The organism is Stenotrophomonas sp. TWI700, assembly GCF_039673645.1.
Taxonomy (GTDB): Bacteria; Pseudomonadota; Gammaproteobacteria; order Xanthomonadales; family Xanthomonadaceae; genus Stenotrophomonas; species Stenotrophomonas maltophilia_AA.
Genome location: NZ_JBDJMB010000009.1, coordinates 1 through 20,034, shown reverse-complemented (window position 1 = coordinate 20,034; position 20,034 = coordinate 1). Strand labels below are relative to the sequence as shown.

The window sequence follows — 20,034 nt, the reverse complement described above, 5'->3', positions numbered from 1 at the left end:
AACCCTGACACAGGTCGCTTGTGCCGCCACGGCCCGCCGGGTTCCAATCAGGATTCACGCCATGGAAGGAAGCGCCGCATGCCGCATCTGCGACCACACCGCATCGCCCTGTTGATCGCCCTGGTCCAAGCCATTGCCGTACCGGTGCAGGCATCGGTCGATACCCGCGCGCCAGCCGACAGCGCTCACGTACAAGCACTGCAGGACGCGCTGGGCGACGCCGCGCAGCAAGGCGAGCAGGGGGACACGCTGGGCGCATTGATCACGTTCGAGCGGCTGCTGGCGGATCCCGGCCTGGCGGACATTCCCGATGCTGATCGGGTCAACGCCTACGTCGTGGCCGGCTGGGTGGCATTGCAGGCTCGCCAGCATGCTCCAGCGCGCAGCTATCTTGAGCTCGCCCGACACGCGACACCCGATGAACCGCGCGCGCTCTATCTGTTGGGCGTGCTGGATGCGGAGGATGGCCGTCACCTCGAGGGCACGCGCCTGATCACCCGCTCGCTGCAGCTGTCCGATCAGTTCCTGCCCGACATCAGCATGTCCATGGCCGGATCGCTGGGCCAGCAGCTGCAGGGCCACGAGAGCGACTACCGGGACTTCCTGCAGGCGCTGTTCGACCGGGGCTGGAAACCCGAGGCTATCGAGCCGACCGATTTCTGGAAGCGGCTGGCGGTGTTGCAGGTCGACAGCGGCCAGGACGACCGGGTCGCAGCGACACTGGAACGGATCGACAGCCCGATGGCCATCCTCGCCCTGCGGGCGGACAAGCGGTTCGACCGCTTCATTGATCGCGACAGTCCGCGCTTCGACCCGCTGCAGTCCGCACAGCGCGAGCTCGATGCATTGCGCGTGGGTAACCTGCTGGCACCCGAGGAAATCCGCAATCTCGTGGAGATGAGCTATGCGCTGCTGGCACTCGGGCGCCATGACGAGGTGGTCGCCATGACCGGGAACGTCGCTGGAGCGGCGGCCGATCCCAGCCTGCCGCGCAGCTTCGAGCACTCCGGGGATATTGCGTGGCTGCTCAACAACCGCGCCATCGCACAGCGCCGCCTGGGCGATGCGCAGGCCGGGCTGGCGACCCTGGAAACCGCCGCCGCGTTCCACGAGGAAGGCGCGGCCAACGTCAGCCAGCAGTTGAACCTGGCGACGTGGCAGGCGTCGCTGCTACGGCCGCGCGAGGCGCTGGAGACGCTCGACAAAACCGGCAGCAACCTGAGCCCGTACGGTGAGGCCGTGCAACAGTGGGTGCGCTTCTACGCCTACCGCCAGCTGGGCGATACGGCGCAGGCCGCCACCGCCCAGCGCTGGCTGGCGGATCACAAGGACATCGCCGAAGACTACGTGGTGGAAGCCCTGCTGGAAGACAATGCGCTGGACCAGGCCGCCGCACAACTGATCGCACGGCTGCGCTCGACCGAGCACCGCAGCGAAGCACTGATGTCCATGCAGCAGCTGCTGACCGTACCCTCGCTGCCCGGTGACGCCGAGCGCGATCGCCGATGGCGGCAGGTCGTCGCGCGCGCCGACGTGCAGGCGGCATTGGACGCCGTCGGACGCAGCGAGCACCATCCGTTGTTCAATACAGGTTCCTCGCGCTGAGGCACCGGCCTACTTCGCCGGCGTCTCCACCTTGAAGCCCATCGCCTCGCGATACCGCACATACAGCGCGCTGACCTTCTCCACGTAGGCCAGCGTCTCGGCATACGGGGGCACGCCCTTGTACCGCGTCACCGCCCCGATCCCCGCGTTGTAGGCGGCGGCGGCCAGCACGCGGTCGCCTTTGTAACGGCGCAGCAGCGCCTTCATGTAACGCGCACCGCCACCGATGGACTGCTCGGCCGAGAGCGGATCGGCCACGCCGTATTCGGTGGCGGTATCGGGCATCAGCTGCATCACGCCCTGCGCGCCCTTGGGCGAGATCGCGCCGGCGTCGAAGCCACTCTCGGCATGGGCGATCGCCCGCAGCCAGGCATCGTCCACCCCGGTGGCTTTCGCCGCCGCCTTGAACTGCTTGGCATGCCGGTTCAACTGTGGCGTACCGACCTTGCCCAGGCCTTCATGCGCCGGTTCGCCCGGCGGCGTGGCGACAGTGAACTTCAGGAACACGCGCGAGCCCGGCAGGTTGCGGGTCGAGTAGACCAGCGCACCGTCCTGCTCGCGTTCGTACAGGGTGCCGCTGAAGACGCCCATGTTGCCCCACAGGTTGGGCGTCTGCACGGCGGTGTCGTCGATCTGCTGCGGGGTGCAGCGGGACCCCGGCTCGGGCGCGGTGGCCAGGCTGACCGTGTTGCTCTGCACGCAGCGATAGACCGTGCGCGCCGATGCCAGGCCAGGCAGCAGCAACGACAACAGGGCCAACGCAGCGGGCAGGGTCGGGTTCATCGGCTCGGATCGGGGGCACGGAAGGGTGCGGCGCGATCATCCGGCCGACGGCGCGAACCGAAGGTGAATACCGAGCCGGTCCCGGCGGGCTCATGACGGGATCAGCCCGTTCGGTCCGTGATCATCCCCCTGCCCGCGCCGGCTCGGCGGGCGACCCTGGACGCGCTGGTTTCAAATCGACCGCACTGATGGTCATATAGCGACTGGGGCCGCGACCGCCCTGGCCCGCCGGGCTGCCATGAAACCCCCTTTCGACGAGGCATCGAGATTCGCTTGAACCGCGCCAGGATCATCGCCGTCACCGTCCTGCTGGCCCTGCTCGGCGCCCTGGTGCCGATTGCTACCGTGTTCTATTTCACCTGGAGCCGCGCCAGCGAGTCCGAGCAGGTACGCCTGCAGACCACCGCGGAGCGTACCCTGCAGCGCGCGCACCGCGCTTACGAGGGTGCGTTGAACGCCCTGCGCCAACTCGACCAAAGCACATTGGCGCCCTGCTCTCCCGAGCATCTCCACTTGATGCGCAGCCTGGTGATGAGCACCCATTCGGCCGAGCAGATCGGCTACTTCGAGAACGGTCGGCTGGCCTGCACCTCGTGGGGGCCGATGGACGCCGAGGTCGCGCAGCCGACACCCGCCTACGTCACCGCGGAAGGCGCAGGGATCACGCTGGGCGTGCACGCACTGGCCGGCAGTGGCCGGCAATCTCTGCTGGCCTTGGGCTACGGCCGTTACGACATCCTGATGGACCCGGCACGGCTGATCGACGTGATCGTCGATCCCAACGTGCGGCTGGCCGTGGCCAGCCCTGATGGACGGCTGATCGCCCAGCAGGACATCCAGGACCAGGCATTGCTGCAGCGGCTGCTGCGCGAGCCGGCCACCGGCATGGAAGGCCAGACCCTGTATGCCACTGCGCAGGACCAGGAATGGCTGGCGATCGCCACGGCGCCGCGCACCGATCTGGTCGCCGCATTCCGCCACCAGATCGGCCAGTTCATTCCGCTGGGCGTGCTCGGCGCGATGGCGGTGATCGGCGGCGTGGTCTGGCTGTCGCGGCGGCGGCTGTCGCTGCGCGGCGAACTGGCCACCGCGGTGCGCAAGCGTGAGTTCTTCATGCACTACCAGCCGATCATCGAGCTGGCGACCGGCATCTGCGTGGGCGCCGAATCGCTGGTGCGCTGGCGCCGTCCCGATGGCAGCCTGGTGCGCCCGGACCTGTTCATTCCGCTGGCCGAGGAGGCCGGGCTGATCGATGCGCTGACCGACCAGGTCATCGACCACGTGATCGCCGACATGCGCGCCCTGCTGGTGCAGGATCGCAGCGCGCACATCGCGATCAACCTGGCCGCCGAAGACGTCAGCAGTGGGCGGGCGCTGAAGGTACTGGCGGCCAAGCTGCACGGCACCGGCATCCACCCCCAGCAGATCTGGCTGGAAGCCACCGAGCGCGGCTTCATCGATGTCCGCCGCGCGCGCACCAACCTGGCCAATGCACGGCGCATGGGCCACAGCGTGGCGATCGACGACTTCGGTGTCGGCTATTCCAGCCTGCAGTACCTGCAGCAGCTCCCGCTGGATGCGTTGAAGATCGACAAGTCGTTCATCGATGCGATCGGCACCGACAGCGCGACCAGCCCGGTCACCTCGCACATCATCGAGATGGCCAAGACGCTGGGGCTGTTCACCGTCGCCGAGGGCGTTGAAACCCCTGCGCAGCTGGCCTATCTGCAGGCACGCCAGGTGGAGTTCGGCCAGGGCTGGCTGTTCTCCAAGGCGCTGCCGCCGGCCGAGTTCGTCGCGTTCCACGAACACCGCAAGCAGCAGTACGGGCAGGCCCCCGAAGATATGCAGAACCCCAACGGCGACACATCCGACTGAGCGGCCTGCCTACTCCGCATCGAGCCCGGCCAGCGTCATCACCCACGCCGGCACCTGGGGTTCGCCCGCGTAGAAGGCCTTGGGCCTGTTCTCGGCCATGGCCCAGCGCTGGATCCAGCTGATGCCGCCCGCACCGTTGTAGCCATCGGCATGCTGGTAGGCCGGATCCTGCAGGGCGGCCTCCAGCGAAACGAAGCGATAGCCGCGCCGACGGGTGGCCGCGACCAATTCCTCTACGCAATCGGCGCTGAGCGCATTGGCGTGGATCAACCACACCTGCGCCGGGAGCCGGCCCAGCAGCTGCTGGCCCTGCTGTTCGTAATAGTCCAGCTTGTTGAGCATGTACGGCACATAGCCGCGGCGCAGCTGGCGCAGGCGGGCCTCGCGCGCGATGGGATCGGTCTCGGTATCGCGCACGTGGTCGTAGGCGAACGCCCAGATCCACTCGCTGTTGTCGACCGTGACCGGCGCCACCCGATACCCGTGCTGCTGCAGGAACACACCGAGCGCGGCACGTTCCTGCGGCGACTGCCCGGCCCGCAGATACGGATGCCGGAACCAGCGCGGCGCCTGCCCGGTCTCGGCCAGCAGCGGGCGCAACGTCGCCTCACCGCGCAGGATGTCCTGCTCATACGCGGCCAGCCCGATCGCATGCAGATCGACATGGCCGAAGGTGTGGTTGCCGAGCTCGAACCCGGCATCGCGCCAGTCGCGCAGCATCTGCACGCGCGCCGGCTGTATCCGGCCATCCACCTCGAGCTTGACCTCGTTGACGAAGCCCACCACCGGCACGTCCGCGTGCTTCAGGGCCGCGATCAGCTGCGCATGGCGGGCAGCAAGCTCGGGCTCGGCGCGTTCGTCCAGACGCTGCCAGGGCAGATCGTCGATGGTCAGCGCGATGCGCCGATCCGGCGCCGCCGCGTGGGCGATGCCGGCCAGGCACAGCAGTGCCAGCACAGCACTTCGAAGAACTCCCTTGCGCACCCGCTGCTCCCATCGCGATACCCGGCTCCAGCATAGCGCCGGGTATCGCAGCCCACCTTGCCGTGTGCGGCGGCTGGGCTCAGTGCGCGATCGGTTCCCATGCCCGCGGCTGGCGCAGCACCACGACCAGCGTGGCCAGCAGCAGCACCAGCAGGATCGCCGGCAGCCAGCGTTCGCCGACGGTTTCCAGCATCACGCCGCCGAGGATGCCGGCCAGCGCGATCGCCAGGTTCCAACCGGTCACCACGAACGACTGCGCGATGTCACCGGCCTCGTCGGCGCGGCGCGCCACGGCGGTCTGGAACTGGGTGGCGACGCCACCGAAGGACACGCCCCACACCACGGTGCCAGCCACCAGCACCCACGTCGAGCCCGGCCACAGGCCGAACGCCACCGCCGAGAGCGCAAAGGCCACCGTGCTGGCGATCACCAGTTCGCGCAGCCAGCGGTCCACCAGCAGGCCGGTGATCCAGATGCCGACCAGGGCGGCCACGCCGAACACCAGCAGCAGGCGATCCAGCCATGCGGCCGCGCCGGACAACGCCGCGAACGGTTCGATGTAGGTGTAGAGCACGTTATGCGCCAGCACGTACAGGAACATCGTCAGCAACGCGGTGCGCATGCCACGCAGGCGCAGCACGCTGCCCAGTGGCTGCTGCGCCGCCGCGCCCGGGGCCGGCAGCGGCGGCAAGGCCAGCCGCGCCCACACCAGCAGGCCCACGCTGAGGATCGACATCAGCGCGAACGCCCAGCGCCAGCCGATGGTCTGGCCCAGCAGGGTGCCGGCCGGAATGCCCAGCGACAGTGCCAGCGGCGTACCCACCATCGCCACTGCGATCGCCCGGCCCTGCAGTTGCGGCACCACCATGCGGCTGGCATAGCCGGCCACCAGCGACCACAGCAGGCCGGCGCTGATCCCGGCGCAGAAACGCGCGACCAGCATCACCCCGTAGTGGTGGCTCATCGCGGTGATCGTGTTGACCACCACGAAGCCGGCGATGGCGGTGAGCAGCAGCGGACGCCGCGGCCAGCGCCGGGTCAGCGCGGTCATCGGCAGTGCCGCGACCAGCGAGCCCAGCGCGTAGATCGTGACCAGCTGTCCCACCAGCGCGCGGCTGACGCCGAGATCGGCGCTCATCGGCGACAGTAGCCCGGCCGGCAGTGCCTCGGTGAGGATGGTGATGAAGCCCGCGCAGGCCAGCGCCAGCAGGCCGCCGAGCGGCAACCGGGTGGCGGCGTCGGCCACGGGGACGGCGGTGGGATCGAGCACGTGCCCGCTCATGGGGAGGCCACCGTGCACGCAGTGGTACGGGGGGCGGAGAGCGAGGCAGGGGCGTGGCGAGCAGACATGGGCAGCGGCCGGAAAGAGGGGAGCGCCACCGTAGGCGCTGCGCGGCCGGCGAAACAGCGGGGCGGCGCTCCGCACATTCCGGACTGCGGTGGCGGCAATCGGCAAGGTGCCCGCCCTGCAAGGTCCTGCGCCCGAACCCACCGATGGCGCACCGCAGTGTTGCGGGCCGATGCGTGCGCCCGTGCTCCTGCGCACCCCGATGGCCGCTAGAGTGGCCGCTTTCCTCCTCTGTGGCCGCCCATGTCAGCCCTGGACAACCTCGGCAATCTGCAGACCTTCGTGCAGGTGGCCGATACCCGCAGCTTCGTCGAGACCGGCCGCGTGCTCGGCATCTCCGCCTCGGCCGCCGGCAAGACCGTATCGCGGCTGGAGCAGGCGCTGGGCGTGCGGCTGTTCCATCGCAGCACCCGCAGCGTCACCCTCACCGCCGAGGGCGAGCGCTTCCTGGTGCGCTGCCGGCGCATCCTTGACGAGCGCGATGCCGCCCGCGACGAGCTGGTCCAGCAGACCGAGGCGCCGACCGGCGTGCTGCGGGTCAGCCTGCCGCTGGTCGGCGACATCTCGCTGCCGCTGCTGACCGAATTCATGGCCGCTTACCCGGGCATCCGGCTGGAACTGGATTTCGACGACCGCCTGGTCGATGTGATCGAGGAAGGCTTCGACGCCGTGCTGCGGGTCAGCGAACCGGCCGACTCGCGCCTGAGCGCGCGGCAGCTGGGCGAATTCCCACGCTATCTGGTGGCCTCGCCGGACTACCTGGCCCGCCGCGGCACCCCGCTTGTTCCGGAGGACCTGCTGCAGCACGACTGCCTGCACTACCGCTTCCCCAGCAGCGGCAAGCTGGAGTGTTGGCCGCTACCGCAGACCCCGGGCGCCGCGCCGCTGGTCCTGCCGATCTCAATGGTCAGCAATACGATCGAGGCGCGGCTTGCCTTCGCCCTGGCCGGACGCGGCATTGCTTACCTTCCCGAGCACTCGGTGCGCGACGCGCTGGCCGATGGCCGCCTGCAGCGGGTGCTGGCCAACCGCATCCACGCCTGCGGCAGCTTCTACCTGCTGTGGCCCTCGGGCCGCCATGTGCTGCCCAAGCTGCGCGTTTTCATCGATTTCATCAGCGCGCGGCTGACCGGGGTGAGCTGCTGAGCAGGCCGCGTTCATCGCCCGGCCGCCGGGCGGTTTTATACTGGTCACGCGACAGCCAGTCGCCTTTGTTGCCGAGGTAGGCCTACATGCGCCATTGATGCCGCCGTCGTCTGACGGCCTGTCTCCACCCGCCTGTCCTGCAGGAGGGGAGTCCTTGGCATCCATGGAGGTCGCATGACCGCATTCGCTCTCACGCTCGATCGCGTGACGCATACCCTGCCCGACGGCCGGGTCCTGTTTTCCGAACTGTCCGCCGCGTTCGACGGCACCCCGACCGGCCTGGTCGGGCGCAACGGCGTGGGCAAAAGCGTGCTCGCCCGCCTGCTCAGCGGGGATCTCACACCCACGTCCGGCCGCATCCAGCGCAGTGGCCCCGTGCACCTTCTCGCGCAGCACAGCGGCGTGCCCGCAGGTCGCATTGCCGATCTGGCCGGTGTCGGCCCGGTGCTCGATGCACTGCACCGCATCGAGGCCGGCAGCGTCGACCCGGACGACTTCACCTGCGTCGGGGAGCGCTGGGACCTGCGCGAACAACTGCAGGCGCAGTGGCACCTGCTGGGCCTGCCAGCGCTGGATCCCCTGCTGCCGGCCGCCACGCTCAGCGGTGGCCAGGCGGTGCAGGTGGCGCTGGCCGGCGCGTTCCTCTCCGGTGCCGAGGGTCTGATCCTGGATGAGCCCAGCAACCATCTCGACGCCGCGCATCGCGAGCGCCTGATCGCGGCGCTGCAGCGCTGGCACGGCGGCCTGATCGTGATCAGCCATGACCGTGCCTTGTTGAACAGCATGGCGCGCATCGTGGAGCTGTCACCGGCCGGACTCCGTCACTACGGCGGCAACTACGCGCTCTATGCCGCGCAGAAACAGGACGAACGTCGCAGTGCGGACGCGCAGCTTGCCCTGCGTAAACGCGAGCGCCGCCAGCAGCAGACCGAGCTGCGCTACCAGCGCGAACGGATGGAGCACCGCCAGGCGCGGGCGACGCGCGATGCACGCACCGCCAACCAGGCGCCGATCCTGCTCGGTGGCATGAAGAACCGCAGCGAGCACAGCGCGGGCCGCTGGCAGGCGCAGCATAGCGAGCGCCGTACCGAACTGGACGCGCGCGTGCGCGAGGCCGCCAGCGAGGTGGAGCAGGACATCGAGATCGCCCTGCTTGCCCCGGTGATCAGCCAGCCGGGCCCCCAGCGCGTGGCCGAGCTCGTCGCTGCCGGGCTGCCGTGGGTGCAGGCGCCGTGGAAGACCCTCGATCTCACCCTGCAGCGTGGGCAGCGGATCGGCGTGCAGGGCCGCAATGGCAGCGGCAAATCGACGCTGCTGCGATTGTTGGCCGGCACGCTGGCGCCGGTGTCGGGGCAGGTGGAGGTGGCGGCCAGCGTCGCCCTGCTCGACCAGTCGCTGACGATGCTGCCGGGCGATGCCTCGGCGCTGTCACTGCTGCAGCACGCGCATCCGATTGCCAGCGAAGGCACGTTGCGCACGCAGTTGGCGCTGCTCGGGCTCGATGCCGAGCGCAGCCTGCGGCCGTTGGCCACGCTCAGCGGTGGTGAACGGCTGAAGGCCGCACTGGCCTCGGTGCTGTACGCGCAGACGCCACCGCAGCTGCTGTTGCTGGACGAGCCGGGCAATCACCTCGACCTGCCCTCGCTGACCGCACTCGAGCAGATGCTCAGCCAGTACACCGGCACGCTGATGATCGTCTCGCACGATAGCGCGCTGCTGGAGGCGGTCGGCTTAAATGACGTTCTCAACGCGACGAGTGGCGGGTGGCAACTGACGGGCTGGCTTAAATCCTCATGATCGAGAGGATTACTCCTGCGTCGACACGCGTTTAATAGAAATCCTCACGCCAAAGAGGATTTAGGCGTATCCTCGCAGTACTACCGCAAAATCCACACGATCGTAAGGATAATGCATGAAAGTCACGCTCAAGCACCATGAAGAACTCGGTCCCTTGGTCCGGGCCACACGCAAGTGCCAGGGAATGCGTCAGGACGACACCGCCGAAGGCATCGGGGTCAGCGAGAACTTCCTTGCGAAGGTCGAGCGAGGCGGCGGCACTGTGCAATGGCAGAAGCTGTTCCAGGTTCTAACGGAACTGGGCCTGCGCGTGGAGATCGATGTGCCCGACGCGGCCGTAGCACTGCTGCAGGAGCAGGACAGAACGCGCGGAGCGAAACGATGAATCCGTCATCCATCAACGCTGCCCAACCTGCGTTGGGCGACGTGTTCCTGGAAGGGCTGCACTATCCAGAGCGCTCGTTGCTGGCCACCCTGGATAGCCAGCCCGTTGGCACCTTGCACGAGCATCGAAACCTATGGCGGTTCGAGTACGCGCCCACCTGGCGTGATCATCCAGAAAGCTTCGACCTCTCGCCTTGGCTGCCGCGCAGCCAAAGCACCCTTCTGGACGGCAGTACTTCGCGCCCCGTGCAATGGTACTTCGACAATCTGCTCCCAGAAGATCAGCAGCGCACACGCATGGCGCAGGACGCTGGACTCCGCGGCAGCGATGACTTCGCCCTGCTGACCTACTACGGTGCAGAATCCGCGGGTGCGCTGACCCTGCTGCCCCCGCATGTAGCACTGGCGCGGGGGAGCCGGGTGCCGTTGCCGGATGCCCAACTCTCCCGGCGCATCCGGAACCTGCCGCGCCACTCACTGGCCGGCGCCGCGGAAAAGCGAATGTCGCTGGCCGGCGCACAACACAAATTGGCCGTCATCGAAGACCATGACCTGCTGTACCAGCCCGTCGGTACTGAAACGTCCACCCATGTTCTGAAGCCGGACAGCACAGACCCTGATTATCCGCACACGGTCATCAACGAGTACTTTGTCATGCGGCTGGCCCGCGCAATGGGACTGATGGTGCCCGAGGTGCAACGACGCTATGTGCCTGAGCCGGTCTTTCTGATCGAACGGTTTGATCGTGTAACGTACGACGGCAGGACACGCCGCGTCCATGCCATCGACGCCTGCCAACTGTTGAATCTCCAGCGCGGCGACAAATACAGTGCGGGAAGCCTTCGGACGTTGGGTGCGGCAATCCACTACTGCCGCGAGAGACTGAACACGCGCAGGCGACTTTTCGACTGGTTGGTGTTCAATGTGCTGACTGGCAACGACGATGCCCATCTGAAGAACCTGAGCTTTCTCGTCGGCACAGGTGGCACCGACCTGGCCCCACACTACGATCTGCTCAGCACCGTCGCGGGCCGCAGCCGCGCCTATAAAGAGGACAGTCCGAGCTGGCCGCAAGCTTCTACGCTTGCCTGGGATCTGTTGGGCGTGCAGCGTTTCGCCGACATCACGCCAGCCTTGCTGGTCGATGCCGGAAGACAGCTGGGCTTACCGCCTCGCTTGGCGCAGCGGCGCCTTGCCGAGATGATATCCAGTGTCGTTCCGTTGGCTGAGTCGGTGAAGGCGGAGATCGAGACGGAGAATTCATACTGGGCCGATGTCGCCGGAGTGACGCTGTACGGCGAGATGCGCATGGTACGAACGATCATCGAAGTGGTCATCAAGGAGATGGCAAGGCAACTGGCCACCTGAACCCCGGCATCCGTTTGCTCAGGCCCGCGCCCACGCCGGAAACGCATCCGGCAACAGCTGCCACAGCAGCGGCCCGGCACGCAGTTCCTCATCGTTGAGCAGGCAGGCATCCAGCTCGGCGCGGACCGCGTGCTCGTCCATCGCCACCCCGATCACCGCCAGCTCCTGGCGGCGGTCGCCCCACCAGGGATGCCACAGCCTGCGCATGGCCTGGTACTCACCGGCATCGCCGACCTGCTCGACGCTGGGCATCGGCGCGGTCCAGCAACCTGCCTGCTGGCGGGCCCAGCCCATATCGGTATACGGCACGCGCGTGGGCGGCAGCGTCGGCGCGGTGTTGTCCAGCCCGGCCTCCATGCGCTCGCGCGAGGCGTACCAGAACCCAGCCACCGATGTCTGCGTCGCCGCACCGACGCTGGAAAGCTCCCCGACCGAGTCCATGCGGTTGGCCAGCCAGAAAAAGCCCTTGCTGCGGATCACGCTGCCCAGCCCGGTGTCGAGCAGCTGTGCGAAACGCTGCGGATGGAACGGCCGGCGCGAGCGGTAGACGAAACTGGTGATGCCGTATTCCTCGGTCTCCGGCGTGTGCTGGCCGCGCAGCGCCTGCATCCAGCCCGGCGCCAGCTGCGCTTTGACGAAGTCGTAGCGGCCGGTATCGAGCACCTCGTGCAGCGGCACGTTGCCGTGTTCGGCCAGGACCAGCCGCGCATCGCGGTTCATGGCGCGCAGCACGGCCAGCGTCGACTGCAGGGTGTCGTCGTCGATCAGATCGCACTTGCTCACCACGATCACGTTGGCGAACTCGATCTGCTCGGCAAGCAGGGTGACCACACCGCGGTCGTCGTCTTCACCAGCCTGCTGGCCGCGGTCGATCAGCCGATCGCTGGAGCCGAAATCGTGCAGGAAACGCACGCCATCGACCACCGTCACAAGCGTATCCAGCCGCGCGATGTCGCTGAGGCTGAAGCCGTCTTCATCGCGCACCGAGAAGGTCGCCGCGACCGGCATCGGTTCGGCGATCCCGGTCGACTCGATCAACAGGTAGTCGTAGCGTCCCTCGGCCGCGAGCCGGCGCACCTCCTGCAGCAGGTCATCGCGCAGCGTGCAGCAGATGCAGCCGTTGCTGAACTCCACCAGCGTCTCCTCGGTGCGGCTCAGCGCAGCGCCGCCGTCGCGGACCAGCTGCGCGTCGACATTGATCTCGCTCATGTCGTTGACGATCACCGCCACCCGGCGGCCCTCGCGGTTGCGCAGCAGCTGATTGAGCAGGGTGGTCTTGCCGGCGCCGAGGAAGCCGGACAGCACCGTCACCGGCAGGCGGGAATCACGAAGGGCAGGAGAGGCAGTCATGGCGGAGCAGGTCAGGACGGGGAATGAAATGTTACTATATAACATTCACGGACCAAGACCCCTACGCCCCATGAAGCGATCCTCTGCCCTGTTGGATGCCGGCGCCATCGCGCTGTCCGGCCTGTGCCTGCTGCACTGCCTGGCCCTGCCGCTTCTCGCGGCGATGCTCCCGCTGATGGGCGTGTGGGCCGAAGCCGAGTGGGTGCATGCCTTGTTCGTGGCGATCGCCGCGCCCCTGACCGGCTTCGCGCTGTGGCGCGCGCACCGCCAGCACCCGCTGCCCGCGTGGGCGATGGCCGGCGCTGCGGCCGGGCTGTTGTTGCTGTTGGTCGGCGCACTGGGCTGGCCGAGCCACGAGGCCGAGACCCCGATGACCGTGGTCGGCAGCCTGCTGCTGGCCAGCACGCATGTGTGGAATGCGTGGCGGCGGCACCGCCACTGAGCGCACGGCTCAGTGCTTGAACATCATCCCGACCAGGAACAGCACCAGCGGTGCTGCACTGAGCACCGCGCCGATGATGCCCAGCCACGGCCAGCGTTCCTGGCGCACGCGCGAGCCGACGGTGGCGATCAGACCCACCGCAGCCGAGGCGAGCACGCCGATGGACACGCCGGTGGTGCTGGCGCCCGCGGTGACACCGTGATTGGCGGCGGTGGCGATGTGTGCGGCGAAGGCCCCGATGGGGAGGCCGAGGAAACTGACGAGGCCGAGCAGCGGGAGTCGCTGGCTACGCGATTCAATCCGTGCCATGGAGCGAGCAGGGTTGGTTTTTTCTTCTTGCACGCGCATGTCTCGTGGAGTTCACCAACAACGTACACCTTTCGGTGCGCCATGCCGAGCACCGGCCACGCCTTGGTCAGCACGACATCCCGCTGCCATGGTCATTGACCAAGCTGAGTGGACGAACGGATTCGATGAGCAATGCCAACAGGTGGGAGCGCGGAAGCCAGAGGTAGCGCACAGCCGGAAAATACCGGAGCGTGGAAGCTGGGCGCTTCTGCCGGCCCCCACATCGAGTTCGTCATGCGCCCCCCCTTCGTGCTTTTCCTGACCACGTTGCCATTCTCGTCAGCGCTTCATGCCCAGGAGCCTCATGACAGCATCGAGTTCACCGCCGACGGCCACCGCATCGTCATACGCACGAGCTGCTGGCCGGATCAGAATGGCGGCACGGTGCCGGTCCAGCAGCGTTTGCAAGTCACTGCCGACGGATATCTGCGGTATGACTTCCACGACCAGCGCGCAGAAACCCGGGCCTACCATGAGGCGCTCTGCGCAACATCAGGCATGGAGCCCATGAGAGACGGAGAAGCTCTCATGGTCGGCAACAGCTCAGGCTGGGGCTGCCACCGCAGTCACGAGTACACGCCGGATGCACCTCTTCCTGAGCTCGATGTAAGCGCGGGCGTGGTCCCGCTGGCAGACTGCTTCATCAGAGATGCGCCGGGCAGGACGAAGTAGGCGCTGACGGAGGTTGCCATCTGAGGGGCAGCTTTCGGATCGACAGACCGGGCCGGCTTTACACGGGCTTGCGCCGCGCGGTGCCTACAATGCCCTCACCACCCGCCGTCAGGATCCGCCATGCGCTTGTTGCCCAGCCTGCTCCTCCTGGCCCCGCTCCTGCTGACCGGCTGCGGCAGCGACAACAGCGCCGGCGTGTTCTCCTCCGATCCGATGCTGGGCTGCTATGCCACCCACGCACGCAAGCCGGCCGAGTTCCGCATCGAGCAGCAGAGCGGCCAGTACTACGTGTCCTTCAACCGCGATGAGCAATGGCAGCGCGACGCCACGCCGCTGCAGGAATCCAGCCGCGCCGAGATCGCACAGTTCTTCCGCGACGATGCGGATCAGATCGACAAAGCGCTGGTCCGCCCCGGTGGCGGCTTCGGCATCTTCAAGTTCAATCCGGGTGCCACGCTCAAGGGCAAGGCCAAGGACAGCGACTACATGGCCCTGGTCCTGATCGGCGCCGGCCCGGTGTTCCCGGTGAAATGCCCCTGACCCTCCGCGTTGGATACCCCCACCCGCCGGACCACCGGCGGCAGGCAGCGATCACCGCCCGCCCGCACCGGTAGCCCGGCCCGCAACACCCATCCCCGACACCGCCCCACCCGCAGGCCTACACAGGCGGGCATCCCCTCCCCGTACTTCAACATGGCGTCTCCGGATCACGGCGACCGCGATGGATCGAGCTGTACGGCCACTGCGTCGCATCGCGCACATGCCCGTGCTTGACCGGGTTGTGGTGGACATAGGCCACATGCCGCTGCAGGTCGTCGGCGTCCACGATCCGATGCTCGCGGAAACCGTTGTGCCACAGCGGCCGCAGACTGCGATCCCGGCGCAGCTGCAGGCGCGGCTCGGCCACCGGCAGCTGGCGGTCGAAGATCGCCTGGATCTGCGACCAGCGACGATGGCCCTCCTCATCGCCCTCCGGCAGCGTCCACACCCCATGCAGGTGGTCCGGCAGCACCACGATTGCGTTGATCCGGAACGGCCGCGCCTGCTGCGCCACCCGGAACGCCAGCCGCAGCACCTGTGCCTGCTCCACCAGCAGGCTGCTGCTGCGATCGCGGAGGTGGGCGCTGAAGAAATACGCCGTACCGGTCGGCCAGAGGAGGTGGTCGTAGGACATGACCCAAGTATCCAAAGTCTCCGGCCCGCTACGATCAGCGCACTCCCTGCCAGCGCCTCGGACACCCGCGCACGCAAGCGTCGGATTCCCGCCCTGGGGGAGTGCACCAGGGCCCGCGACGGCCTTCTCAGGTACGATGCCCACCCCTGACTGACAGACCGCCTGGCGCCCGCGCCGCGGCCCCGATCCCGTGCCCCATTACACCGGCCCCCTGCTGACCCGCCCGCTCGCCGAGACCCTGACCCGCGCCCGCGATGCCGGCGCCGGGGAATGGACGGGCTCGCTCGACCTCGGTCGCTCCACCGGTACCGCCACGCTGGCGGCCGAGCACTGGCAATGGAAGGGCGAGACCTATGCCTATCCCGGCAAGACCAAGGACCGCACCCTGTACTACTGGGACGGCGAGGAGTTCCTGGCGATCTCGCGCTTCGGTTCGGCGCTGATCAAGCTGGTGCCGACCGACTGGGACGCGCCGACCTTCGAGATCGACGGCATCAAGATGCTGCCCAGCGCGCAGGTGTCTCCGTTCGAGGATGCCCGCCGCAAGGTCGCGCTGATCGCCCCGGCCGGCAAGACCGTGCTCGATACCTGCGGCGGCCTGGGCTATTTCGCCGCGTGCTGCCTGGAAGGCGGCGTCACCCGCGTCCGCTCGTTCGAGAAGAATCCGGACGTGCTGTGGCTGCGCACGCTCAACCCGTGGTCGCCGGACCCGGAGGCGGAGAGCAGCGGCGGCCGGCTGTCACTGAGCCAGGGCGATGTGTCGCAGGAGATCGAAGGGCTGGAGAGCGCGTCGGTCGACGCGATCCTGCACGACCCGCCGCGCTTCGGCATCGCCGGCGAGCTGTATTCACAGGTGTTCTATGACCAGCTCGCACGCGTCATCCGCAAGGGCGGCCGGATGTTCCATTACACCGGTGCGCCGAACAAACTGACCAGCGGCCGCGATGTGCCGCGCGAGGTCGCCAAGCGGCTGGAGAAGGCGGGGTTCAAGGCCGAGCTGGCGATGGATGGGGTGCTCGCGGTCAAGCGCTGAGCCGGGGTCCGATCAACTGCCGCGTGGCAGTTTGGTCGCCCACATGTTGTCGACCAGATTGGGATAGCGTCGCCCGTTTTCCTCGGCGCGCTGACGGGCCGCATCCTTCTGTGCCTGGGAGAGCGGCTGCGACTTTTTCTTCCCATTGGGACTGGGCTTCTTCCAGGGCGGTGTCTGGGACTGGGCCATGTGCGGTCTCGACTGGATTAACGCTGCATTTCCGCTCAGCGAGTGCAGCTTACAAGAACGCCCGACACGTGATCGCAACGTGCCGGGCGCTATCTGCGGATGTCCTGCGACTTACTTCTTCAGGAAGTCCAGCAGCGCCCTGTTGAACGCCTCGGCATGGCTGGCATTGCACCCGTGCGGCGCATCCTTCAGCACCACCACCTCACTGCCCGCGATGGCCTCATGCGTGCGCTTGCCCGAGCCTTCGAACGGCACCGTGCCGTCGCTGTCGCCGTGCAGGACGAGGGTCGGCACCGTGACTTTCTTCAGGTCGCCACGGAAGTCGGTCGTGCCGAACGCCTTCATGCATCCCAGCGCCGCGGTCTGGTCGGACTGCCTGCAGAGCGTGATCGCGGCCTGGCGCTCTTCCTCGCTCACCTTCAGCTCGCCGTTGGCGCTGAAGAAATCCTTGGTGAAGCCGTCGAAGAACGTATCGCGATCCTTCTCCAGGCCCGCGCGCATTTCATCGGCTTTTTCCTTCGTCAGCGGGCCCTCGGGGTTGTCGCTGGTCTTGAGCATGTACGGCGGCACCGCCGAGGCGAACACCACGCTATGCAGGCGCGATTCGCCATGTCTGGCGACATAGCGCGCCACTTCACCACCGCCCATCGAGAAGCCGACCAGAGTGGCATCCTTCAGGTCCAGATCCTCGATCACACCGGCCAGATCATCAGCGAGCGTGTCGTACTCGTAGCCATCGGCCGGCTTGTCCGAGCGCCCGAAGCCCCGGCGGTCATAGGCCACCACGCGGTAGCCCGCATCGCGCAGCGCGGGAACCTGCGCCTTCCACGATTCGGCCGAGAGCGGCCAGCCGTGGATCAGCACCACCGGGCGGCCGGTGCCACCGGAATCTTCAACGTGCAGGCGAACGCGGGAAGCAGCCATGGGAACTCCTTGGAGCGATGGGGAAGGAAGAATCGATCCTAGGCAGCGGAGGTTGCGCGGGCCGTGAACGATTCCGCGGCATCACTGACGTGACGTGCACAGGCCTGACTGACATCCGCCGATGGGTTCAGCGAAACGACGACGGGATGACGCGGCGCGATCTCAGCTTCTGAGACGGCGCCCGACCATAGTCGCGGTGGGGCATCGTCGACGCTGGGAACCGGTACATGGACTGTCATGAGATCACGCCGGACGTTGCCACCCGCGCGGCGCCCATGCCGCCCGACGCAGCCTGTTGCGGGCTCGCCATTACGTTGCTGCTGCATGGGCTCGGTGCACACCCCGCGTCCCGCGCAGCGTTGAGCGCCGCACTACGGCAGATCCCGTTGACCGAACGGTGTGCCAGCTGTGCGCTGCTGCGTCGCCACGCAGACCCGTAGAGGGCTGCCAGCGACCCATTACTAATTACATAGTTGACACCGCCGATCCGGCGGGCGCACGATGCGGCCATCAACTAACGAACCAGTAGACAGCCATGGCCCGCCCCGTCTCGCCCGCCCTGACCGACGCCGAACGCCGCATTCTGGAGGTGCTCTGGAAGAAGAAGGAGGCGTCCGTGCGTGAGGTCACCGATGAGCTGTCCAGGAAGAAGCCGGTCGCGTATACGACCGTGCTGACCATGTTCAAGGTGCTGGACAAGAAGGGACTGGTCCACCATCGCAGCGAGGGGCGCGCCTTCATCTACAGCGCCGCCATCACCCGCAGCGAAGCGCGCAGGCAGGCGCTGGAGAATCTGCTCAAATCCTTCTTCAACGATTCGCCCAGTGTGCTGGCCCAGCACCTGATCGATGAGCACGACATGGACGCTGACGAGCTCAAGGCCCTGCAGCAGCGCGTGGATGACGCATCTCCCTGGAGGACGCCCAAATGACCGTGCATTGGACCCAGGCCCTGGCGACGATGGCCGTGCAACACCTCTGGCACAGCGCCCTGCTGTTCGCCCTGGCCGCACTCGTGCTGGGGCGAAGCCGGCTCAGTGCGGAAGCGCGCTCCTGGGCGTTGTGCGCGGCCTTCGTGCTGGCGGCGGCGTCACCGCTGCTGGTCCTGCTGCCGCGCAGTGCGCCGACGCCGATTTCCGTCGCGCAGCAGACCGTGTCGCCGCCCGCCGCGAACAGCGCGGTGCAGGTTATCGCGCCAAAGCCGGCCGACGTTGCCCACGCGATGACTACCTCCTCCACCACACCGACCCTGCTGCACGGCGTCGTCGTTATCTGGCTGCTCGGCACGCTGTGGGGGCTGGGCCGACTGGGCCAAGGCGCCTGGCAGGCGCGTCGCCTGCATCGCAGCGCGCGGCCTGCGCCCGCGTTGGAGTCACTGCTGCGCTGGGAGCTGCCGTCCGGTGCCCGCATCGCGCTGTCCGACAGTGTCCCCGGCCCGATGGTGGTCGGCCTGTGGTCGCCGCGCATTCTGGTGCCGACCACAATGTCATCGACCCTGCCCCCGGCCGCGCTGCGCGATCTGCTGCTGCATGAAGCCGCGCATATCCGTCGGCACGATCTGTGGATCTGCGCCGCACAGCGCGCACTGCTCGCCGTCTACTGGTGGAGCCCGTTCCTGCGCCTGCTGTGCCGCCGCCTGGATCTCGCCCGCGAGATGGCGTGCGACGAGCGTGCCGCACTGCGCAGCGGCAGTGGCCGTGGCTATGCCGACTCCCTGCTGACCGGCATCGCCGGACTGATCCAGCAGCGCGATAGCAGCAGGCCCCTGGCCGTGACCATGTCCGCGACCCGCAACGGGCTGCGCCAGCGCATCGATGGGCTGCTCACCCTGGATACACGCCCTGCCCGCTGGACGACGCGCCTCGGCTGGGGCGCCTTGTGTGCACTTGCATTGGTCGCGCACGTTGGCGTCACTGTTGCGGCCACGCCGCGGTTGGGCAAGGCCGTCATCCTTGTCGAGGACACGCCCGCCGCCGCGCCGCGTACCGCCTCGCCGCAGGCCGAGCAGCTGCTCCGCGCTGCCGGCACGGGCGACATCTCCCGCGTGCAGCAGCTGGTCAAGACGGGTATCGCCGTGGATACGCAGGTCAGTGGCGACGGCACCGCGCTGATCATCGCCGCCAAGCAAGGCGAACTCGCGATGGTCGACGCCCTGCTCGTCCTCGGCGCGCAGCCCGACCTGGCCTCGCGCGGCGATGGCAATCCGCTCATCGCTGCGGCACGTCGCGGTCATCTGCCGGTGGTCGAGCGTCTCGTCGGCGCCGGGGCCGACGTCAACCGCATCGTCGCGTACGACGAAACCCCGCTGATCAACGCGGCTCGCTCCGGCGACGTCGACACCGTCGCTTATCTGGTCGAGCACGGCGCCGACGTCAACCTGGGCGTAGTCGCCGATCAGGGACAGTGGCGCTCGCCGCTGAACCAGGCGCGCAACGATCGCGTCCGCGACTACCTCACCCAGCGTGGTGCGGTCGCCGGCAGACGCTGACCGGCCGCGACACCCTCGGGGGACGCTGATCCGTGGGCTGGCCCCCGCCGCCCACGCACGCCGCGGACGGGCGGCCGTCGCGGCCCCCGATCGCCCCGCCCTGCGGCGGGCCCCCGCCCGCC

The 20,034-nt window shown here is 67.8% G+C and carries 20 protein-coding genes; 12 read left to right on the top strand and 8 right to left on the bottom strand.

What is annotated here, in order from left to right; translation table 11 throughout:
- Positions 1–78: 78 nt before the first annotated feature.
- On the top strand, positions 79–1,605 hold the full coding sequence (locus ABE473_RS08945; RefSeq protein WP_346489222.1) for a hypothetical protein: 1,527 nt from the start codon (positions 79–81) through the stop codon (positions 1,603–1,605).
- A 9-nt stretch (positions 1,606–1,614) separates the two neighbouring features.
- On the opposite strand, the gene ABE473_RS08940 is transcribed toward ABE473_RS08945, so the two are convergent.
- Complete coding sequence (locus ABE473_RS08940) at positions 1,615–2,388, bottom strand: lytic transglycosylase domain-containing protein (protein WP_346489221.1); 774 nt, start codon at positions 2,386–2,388, stop codon at positions 1,615–1,617.
- A 273-nt stretch (positions 2,389–2,661) separates the two neighbouring features.
- On the opposite strand from ABE473_RS08940, the gene ABE473_RS08935 reads away from it, so the two are divergent.
- Entirely contained in the window at positions 2,662–4,266 is a 1,605-nt protein-coding gene (locus tag ABE473_RS08935; RefSeq protein ID WP_346489220.1) for an EAL domain-containing protein, read from the top strand.
- A gap of 9 nt (positions 4,267–4,275) precedes the next feature.
- Here ABE473_RS08935 and ABE473_RS08930 read toward each other — a convergent pair whose 3' ends face one another.
- Together ABE473_RS08930 and ABE473_RS08925 are read right to left on the bottom strand one after the other, a co-directional pair.
- Positions 4,276–5,223, bottom strand: a complete 948-nt coding sequence (locus tag ABE473_RS08930) for a polysaccharide deacetylase family protein (RefSeq protein WP_346489219.1) — start codon at positions 5,221–5,223, stop codon at positions 4,276–4,278.
- 106 nt (positions 5,224–5,329) lie between these two features.
- A complete protein-coding gene (locus ABE473_RS08925) occupies positions 5,330–6,532 on the bottom strand; it encodes an MFS transporter (protein WP_346489218.1) in 1,203 nt (400 codons plus the stop codon).
- A gap of 309 nt (positions 6,533–6,841) precedes the next feature.
- Here ABE473_RS08925 and ABE473_RS08920 point away from each other — a divergent pair, with 309 nt between their 5' ends.
- From ABE473_RS08920 to ABE473_RS08905, 4 genes are all read left to right on the top strand, one after another.
- The gene (locus ABE473_RS08920; RefSeq protein ID WP_346489217.1) at positions 6,842–7,744 is read left to right on the top strand and encodes a LysR family transcriptional regulator; all 903 of its coding nucleotides are present in this window, start codon (positions 6,842–6,844) and stop codon (positions 7,742–7,744) included.
- Between the two features lie 174 nt (positions 7,745–7,918).
- Positions 7,919–9,541: an ATP-binding cassette domain-containing protein gene (locus ABE473_RS08915; protein ID WP_346489216.1), complete on the top strand. Its 1,623-nt coding sequence runs from the start codon at positions 7,919–7,921 to the stop codon at positions 9,539–9,541.
- Between the two features lie 115 nt (positions 9,542–9,656).
- Positions 9,657–9,926, top strand: a complete 270-nt coding sequence (locus tag ABE473_RS08910) for a transcriptional regulator (RefSeq protein WP_346489215.1) — start codon at positions 9,657–9,659, stop codon at positions 9,924–9,926.
- A complete protein-coding gene (locus ABE473_RS08905) occupies positions 9,923–11,293 on the top strand; it encodes a HipA domain-containing protein (protein ID WP_346489214.1) in 1,371 nt (456 codons plus the stop codon). The genes ABE473_RS08910 and ABE473_RS08905 overlap by 4 nt, the downstream gene beginning before the upstream one ends.
- Before the next feature lie 18 nt (positions 11,294–11,311).
- Here ABE473_RS08905 and ABE473_RS08900 read toward each other — a convergent pair whose 3' ends face one another.
- A complete protein-coding gene (locus ABE473_RS08900) occupies positions 11,312–12,643 on the bottom strand; it encodes a GTP-binding protein (protein ID WP_346489213.1) in 1,332 nt (443 codons plus the stop codon).
- 70 nt (positions 12,644–12,713) lie between these two features.
- On the opposite strand from ABE473_RS08900, the gene ABE473_RS08895 reads away from it, so the two are divergent.
- The gene (locus ABE473_RS08895) at positions 12,714–13,085 is read left to right on the top strand and encodes a MerC domain-containing protein (protein WP_346479351.1); all 372 of its coding nucleotides are present in this window, start codon (positions 12,714–12,716) and stop codon (positions 13,083–13,085) included.
- 9 nt (positions 13,086–13,094) lie between these two features.
- Here the strand turns inward: ABE473_RS08895 and ABE473_RS08890 are convergent, their stop codons facing one another.
- The gene (locus tag ABE473_RS08890) at positions 13,095–13,394 is read right to left on the bottom strand and encodes a hypothetical protein (protein ID WP_176990477.1); all 300 of its coding nucleotides are present in this window, start codon (positions 13,392–13,394) and stop codon (positions 13,095–13,097) included.
- 273 nt (positions 13,395–13,667) lie between these two features.
- Between ABE473_RS08890 and ABE473_RS08885 the strand changes: the two genes are divergently transcribed.
- Together ABE473_RS08885 and ABE473_RS08880 are read left to right on the top strand one after the other, a co-directional pair.
- Positions 13,668–14,105, top strand: coding sequence for a hypothetical protein (locus tag ABE473_RS08885; RefSeq protein WP_346489211.1), 438 nt, complete (start codon positions 13,668–13,670; stop codon positions 14,103–14,105).
- Positions 14,106–14,225: 120 nt separating this feature from the next.
- Positions 14,226–14,645, top strand: a complete 420-nt coding sequence (locus tag ABE473_RS08880) for a hypothetical protein (protein ID WP_176990479.1) — start codon at positions 14,226–14,228, stop codon at positions 14,643–14,645.
- A 148-nt stretch (positions 14,646–14,793) separates the two neighbouring features.
- Here ABE473_RS08880 and ABE473_RS08875 read toward each other — a convergent pair whose 3' ends face one another.
- Positions 14,794–15,279 carry a transposase gene (locus ABE473_RS08875; protein ID WP_176990480.1) on the bottom strand — a complete coding sequence of 162 codons (486 nt, stop codon included), beginning with the start codon at positions 15,277–15,279 and terminating at the stop codon, positions 14,794–14,796.
- A gap of 190 nt (positions 15,280–15,469) precedes the next feature.
- Here ABE473_RS08875 and ABE473_RS08870 point away from each other — a divergent pair, with 190 nt between their 5' ends.
- A complete protein-coding gene (locus tag ABE473_RS08870; RefSeq protein WP_346489209.1) occupies positions 15,470–16,312 on the top strand; it encodes an MnmC family methyltransferase in 843 nt (280 codons plus the stop codon).
- Between the two features lie 12 nt (positions 16,313–16,324).
- On the opposite strand, the gene ABE473_RS08865 is transcribed toward ABE473_RS08870, so the two are convergent.
- The gene (locus ABE473_RS08865; RefSeq protein ID WP_346489208.1) at positions 16,325–16,501 is read right to left on the bottom strand and encodes a hypothetical protein; all 177 of its coding nucleotides are present in this window, start codon (positions 16,499–16,501) and stop codon (positions 16,325–16,327) included.
- A gap of 111 nt (positions 16,502–16,612) precedes the next feature.
- Complete coding sequence (locus ABE473_RS08860; protein ID WP_346489207.1) at positions 16,613–17,425, bottom strand: alpha/beta hydrolase; 813 nt, start codon at positions 17,423–17,425, stop codon at positions 16,613–16,615.
- 535 nt (positions 17,426–17,960) lie between these two features.
- On the opposite strand from ABE473_RS08860, the gene ABE473_RS08855 reads away from it, so the two are divergent.
- Together ABE473_RS08855 and ABE473_RS08850 are read left to right on the top strand one after the other, a co-directional pair.
- Positions 17,961–18,356: a BlaI/MecI/CopY family transcriptional regulator gene (locus ABE473_RS08855; RefSeq protein WP_346489206.1), complete on the top strand. Its 396-nt coding sequence runs from the start codon at positions 17,961–17,963 to the stop codon at positions 18,354–18,356.
- A complete protein-coding gene (locus ABE473_RS08850; RefSeq protein WP_346489205.1) occupies positions 18,353–19,912 on the top strand; it encodes an ankyrin repeat domain-containing protein in 1,560 nt (519 codons plus the stop codon). The genes ABE473_RS08855 and ABE473_RS08850 overlap by 4 nt, the downstream gene beginning before the upstream one ends.
- The last annotated feature ends 122 nt before the right edge of the window (positions 19,913–20,034 follow it).

Bases quoted from the DNA above. Each gene is read 5' to 3' on its own strand.
- ABE473_RS08945 (WP_346489222.1), top strand. From the start codon at position 79: ATGCCGCATCTGCGACCACACCGCATCGCCCTGTTGATCGCCCTGGTC.
- ABE473_RS08940 (WP_346489221.1), bottom strand. From the start codon at position 2,388: ATGAACCCGACCCTGCCCGCTGCGTTGGCCCTGTTGTCGTTGCTGCTG.
- ABE473_RS08925 (WP_346489218.1), bottom strand. From the start codon at position 6,532: ATGAGCGGGCACGTGCTCGATCCCACCGCCGTCCCCGTGGCCGACGCC.
- ABE473_RS08920 (WP_346489217.1), top strand. From the start codon at position 6,842: ATGTCAGCCCTGGACAACCTCGGCAATCTGCAGACCTTCGTGCAGGTG.
- ABE473_RS08915 (WP_346489216.1), top strand. From the start codon at position 7,919: ATGACCGCATTCGCTCTCACGCTCGATCGCGTGACGCATACCCTGCCC.
- ABE473_RS08910 (WP_346489215.1), top strand. From the start codon at position 9,657: ATGAAAGTCACGCTCAAGCACCATGAAGAACTCGGTCCCTTGGTCCGG.
- ABE473_RS08905 (WP_346489214.1), top strand. From the start codon at position 9,923: ATGAATCCGTCATCCATCAACGCTGCCCAACCTGCGTTGGGCGACGTG.
- ABE473_RS08900 (WP_346489213.1), bottom strand. From the start codon at position 12,643: ATGACTGCCTCTCCTGCCCTTCGTGATTCCCGCCTGCCGGTGACGGTG.
- ABE473_RS08895 (WP_346479351.1), top strand. From the start codon at position 12,714: ATGAAGCGATCCTCTGCCCTGTTGGATGCCGGCGCCATCGCGCTGTCC.
- ABE473_RS08890 (WP_176990477.1), bottom strand. From the start codon at position 13,394: ATGGCACGGATTGAATCGCGTAGCCAGCGACTCCCGCTGCTCGGCCTC.
- ABE473_RS08885 (WP_346489211.1), top strand. From the start codon at position 13,668: ATGCGCCCCCCCTTCGTGCTTTTCCTGACCACGTTGCCATTCTCGTCA.
- ABE473_RS08880 (WP_176990479.1), top strand. From the start codon at position 14,226: ATGCGCTTGTTGCCCAGCCTGCTCCTCCTGGCCCCGCTCCTGCTGACC.
- ABE473_RS08875 (WP_176990480.1), bottom strand. From the start codon at position 15,279: ATGTCCTACGACCACCTCCTCTGGCCGACCGGTACGGCGTATTTCTTC.
- ABE473_RS08865 (WP_346489208.1), bottom strand. From the start codon at position 16,501: ATGGCCCAGTCCCAGACACCGCCCTGGAAGAAGCCCAGTCCCAATGGG.
- ABE473_RS08860 (WP_346489207.1), bottom strand. From the start codon at position 17,425: ATGGCTGCTTCCCGCGTTCGCCTGCACGTTGAAGATTCCGGTGGCACC.
- ABE473_RS08855 (WP_346489206.1), top strand. From the start codon at position 17,961: ATGGCCCGCCCCGTCTCGCCCGCCCTGACCGACGCCGAACGCCGCATT.
- ABE473_RS08850 (WP_346489205.1), top strand. From the start codon at position 18,353: ATGACCGTGCATTGGACCCAGGCCCTGGCGACGATGGCCGTGCAACAC.